The organism is Clostridia bacterium (assembly GCA_014360065.1).
Lineage (GTDB): Bacteria > Bacillota > DSM-521 > Neomoorellales > JACIYF01 > JACIYF01.
Genome location: JACIYF010000187.1, coordinates 1 through 3,520 on the forward strand (window position 1 = coordinate 1; position 3,520 = coordinate 3,520).

At 56.2% G+C, this 3,520-nt stretch carries 4 protein-coding genes; 3 read left to right on the plus strand and 1 reads right to left on the minus strand.

Annotated features, from left to right (window positions below):
* The first annotated feature begins 570 nt into the window (after positions 1 to 570).
* Both H5U02_14665 and H5U02_14670 read left to right on the plus strand, forming a co-directional pair.
* Entirely contained in the window at positions 571 to 1,233 is a 663-nt protein-coding gene (locus tag H5U02_14665; protein ID MBC7343663.1) for a sulfite exporter TauE/SafE family protein, read from the plus strand.
* A 114-nt stretch (positions 1,234 to 1,347) separates the two neighbouring features.
* Positions 1,348 to 1,965 carry a TlpA family protein disulfide reductase gene (locus H5U02_14670; protein MBC7343664.1) on the plus strand — a complete coding sequence of 206 codons (618 nt, stop codon included), beginning with the start codon at positions 1,348 to 1,350 and terminating at the stop codon, positions 1,963 to 1,965.
* Between the two features lie 397 nt (positions 1,966 to 2,362).
* On the opposite strand, the gene H5U02_14675 is transcribed toward H5U02_14670, so the two are convergent.
* The gene (locus H5U02_14675; protein MBC7343665.1) at positions 2,363 to 3,214 is read right to left on the minus strand and encodes a UPF0236 family protein; all 852 of its coding nucleotides are present in this window, start codon (positions 3,212 to 3,214) and stop codon (positions 2,363 to 2,365) included.
* Between the two features lie 133 nt (positions 3,215 to 3,347).
* On the opposite strand from H5U02_14675, the gene H5U02_14680 reads away from it, so the two are divergent.
* On the plus strand, positions 3,348 to 3,520 hold a 173-nt coding region (locus H5U02_14680; GenBank protein MBC7343666.1), incomplete at its 3' end, for a methyltransferase domain-containing protein.

The window sequence follows — 3,520 nt, forward strand, 5'->3', positions numbered from 1 at the left end:
TTTTTTGTAACTTATATTGCTGGTGAAACTGAAATATAGTATATTAGTAGCACAGGACATTAGTAACCCGCCAAAGTGGTAGCAGCCTCAAGCAGTGCGGCCTGAGCAGGCGCCTTGCTTGGTGCATCCGAAAGAAGTATGAAAATGGCCGGGGATGCTGGCGTAAGGCGCTTTGGGCGAGCCTTGCGAGCCGTTGGCGAGACCGAGACCGGAGGCGGGGCCGACCCAGCACTCAACTTACGAACCTGGTAATGGGGTTACCCTGCCCAGAAAGCGAGTATCAATAGGCCATGGTATGTTTTGCTGGTTGAGTGCTGGGGAGGCCGGCCTCTTGAGACAGGAGGTCGAATTGGCCGCCCAGCACTCAACCAACCGCAAGACTGCAGCCCCGCAAACAGCTTGCTGCGCATAGTATGGATCCCAAGCTCGGGTCAGTCAGTTGAGTGCTGGACGCCGAAGGGTGAGGGGGAGCCATACGGATCGCTGGCGAGGCCATTTGGAGCCGACGCCAGCGCCCAGGCATGGGAAATGTTTCGGAAGCATCTGAGACTTTAGGGGAGTGAACCGTCCGTGGATATGGTGGCAGCTTTAGGGGCAGGGATCGTAAGCTTCTTTTCTCCCTGTACCTGGCCATTAATACCTATATACATCCTCTACCTCACCGGTACTTCCGACGGCAGTTCCACCCGGCCGATGGTGCGGTGGCAAGCGTTTACTAAAGGTTTAGCCTTCATCCTTGGCTTTGCGGCCGTCTTCGTCCTCCTCGGTACTTTGGCCGGCCTGGGATCTAAATTTCTGTTCACCCGCCGCTATCTGGTGCAACAGGCAAGCGCCATATTCATTATAGCTGCTGGAATCTATTTGACGGGAATAATTCGTCTGCCATTTCTTTATCGAGAAAAGGGCATTGGTCGTGTAACCAGGCCGGCCGGTCTCATACCCGCCTTCTTTTTGGGTATGGCCTTCGCCACCGGGTGGACTCCCTGCACCGGCCCCATCCTGGCCGCCATCTTGGCTTACGTGGCTGGGAAAGGAACGGCCGCCTACGGCACTTACCTGCTGGCCCTATATGCCCTGGGCTTGGCTCTGCCCTTTTTAGTCATGGCCCTTTTCCTCGACTACCTGGGCGGCTTTCGACGGTTCATGAACAGGCTAATGCCCTACATATCGCCGGTGGCTGGAGTAGCATTGATAATCGCCGGGGTCTTGCTATACTTCGGCTGGCTTTATTAGCCGGAGCACGGAGGACAGGGACTTGAGCCAGAGCTCAACGTACCGGACCCGTCCAGCGGCAAGACATGCCATGGCGTGAGCGTCGTTAGCCAAGCGCGGAAAGGAAGATTGGAAATGCGAAAATGGTTAGGCTTAGTTTTAATAGCCGTCATCCTGGTAGCGGGGGGTTATTATGCCCTCTTCGCCCGCAATTCGGCCCAACCACTTGCCAGCAGCAACGATCAAACCCTAAATAAACCTAGCGCAGGATCCGAGCTCAATCAACCGCCAGCTCCTGGGGATAATAATCAGGCCCAGGCGCCTGAGGCCAAAGACGCTCCTTTGGCCCCCGATTTTAGCCTGATGGACCTAAATGGTAATCGAGTCTCCCTTAGCCAACTTCGCGGCAGCGCAGTAGTGCTCAACTTCTGGTCTACTAATTGCCCCTATTGCCGGACCGAATTGGAGGAGCTGCATCGCTTTTATCAGGACTATGGGCCCAAGGGGACAAAGGTACTAACGGTTAACGTGCTACAGCGGGAAACCCCTGAGTCGGTAAAGAAGTACGTTGAAAAACACGGATACCGCTTCCCGGTGCTCTTGGATACCAAAGGCGAGGCCTCCTTTGCCTACCAGGTAAGCTTCATCCCCGCTACCCTGGTCATCGATGGCCAAGGGAGAGTTCGCCAAGCTAAGACTGGCCCCGTCTCCTATGGGGAGCTAGTTCAATGGGTGCAAGGCTTGACGCCGTGACCCTAAAGGCAGGGTAACCGCAAACTGCCGCCCCCTCCCGCGATGGCCTTTCCTCCCCCTGGGCCTGAGAGCGTCCTTGCCGTTCCTAGATGTACTTTGGCAACTACGCCACTTTCTGGTGCTCCAATTCCAGGCTGACCAACCCACTTTCATCCTCCGCAAACTCCTCGAGGCGCCGCTAGTAGTAGCGGGCCTTTGGGCGGCTGCCCGCCTAGATATCCTCTGGTTGCGCGCCTTTGGCATCTAACTTGACTACTATATTGCCGTACAGTACGCCGAAACGCATCAGGTATCCCCCCGCTTAAGTTCCTAAATGCTGGCCCCGGTTGGCCACCACCTGCTGGCGCACCCCGGTGGCTGGTGACCAGTTGCATCATCGGCCTCGGTGTCCCAGCTATCAGGCCACGTCAGCGGGTATAAAGGAGAGGGCCTTTAGGGCCTCTCCCAGGGGCGAGGAGACCAGGGCGGTGGCAAGGACCGGTATCCTGGCCCGAAGCCACAAGGAGGGATCCTCCCTGCCGGTGGAGGAGATATGAGAGGCGATCTCCTTTAGGCTCTTTTTATCAGCAGCTGGCCACCGGCTCTTTTGGTAGGAGGAGACCCAGGCCTCGAGCTCACCCTGGGAAAGGAGGAAGCGGAGGTTGGCCATGTAGTGGGCCCCGGCTTTGGTCCAGCTCATCCCCCGCTTCTTCATCCTCCGGGCCAGGGCGTGGCTTACCTGGCCCTCCTGGGCCCCTAACCGGTCATCCGGGGGAGGAAAGAGCCCCTCGAAGTTGTTGTCAAAGTACCGCTTAAGCTCCCGCACTTTCTTTTCCTCGGTCCGGGAGGGAGCTTTTAAGAAGGCCTGGGCCAGGGTAAAGCTTAGGCGGTCGGGATCATTATTCCTTAGGGCCGAAAAGGCCTCTTGCCTGAGCTTGGGGTCGAAGGCCAGCCCTTGAGTCAAGGCCCGGTTCCGGTGGAAGCGGTCAAGGAAGATCTGGGTATTGGGGAAGTACTCCTTGGCCTCCTTTACCCAGTCGGCCCCGTCCCCGTTTACCACCATCCTGCCTACGCTCCGGTAGCGGGAGAAGATGAGAAAAGACCCCCGCTCCCAAAAGGAGGAAGCATCCATAACCCCGCCCCAGCTATGGACTCCCAGCCGGACATGGCGCGGGTAAACTTGTTTTTCACCGCCAGGGCCTGGTCCATGGCGGTTAAGAGATGTCCCAGATGACTGGCAAAGGATTTTGCCACCATCCCCAAAATCCATCGCAAAATATCCTTGAAATTTGCGGCCTCATGCGGTATTATGGCTTTAGAAAAGTTATTCATGAGACCTCATTCCTCCTTTCAATTCCCACTTCGGAGTGAGGTCTCAACTTTTTTAGGCCTTCATCTTGCCCATGGGAAGCAATGGCAAATCCCACGATTATTTTACACTACCTGGTAAGCAGGGGTTCGGTGTTTTTTGGGAGAATCTTGAGAAGGCTTTTAAAGAAATCCACAGAGTACTCGCCCCGGGCGGCATTGCCTACATTGGCGGGGGGTTCGGCACAAGCGAGTTAAAAAAAGAGAT

What these genes read in the sequence shown, in the direction of transcription:
- H5U02_14675 (MBC7343665.1), bottom strand. Translation starts at nt 3,214, where the DNA reads ATGGATTTTGGGGATGGTGGCAAAATCCTTTGCCAGTCATCTGGGACA.
- H5U02_14670 (MBC7343664.1), top strand. Translation starts at nt 1,348, where the DNA reads ATGCGAAAATGGTTAGGCTTAGTTTTAATAGCCGTCATCCTGGTAGCG.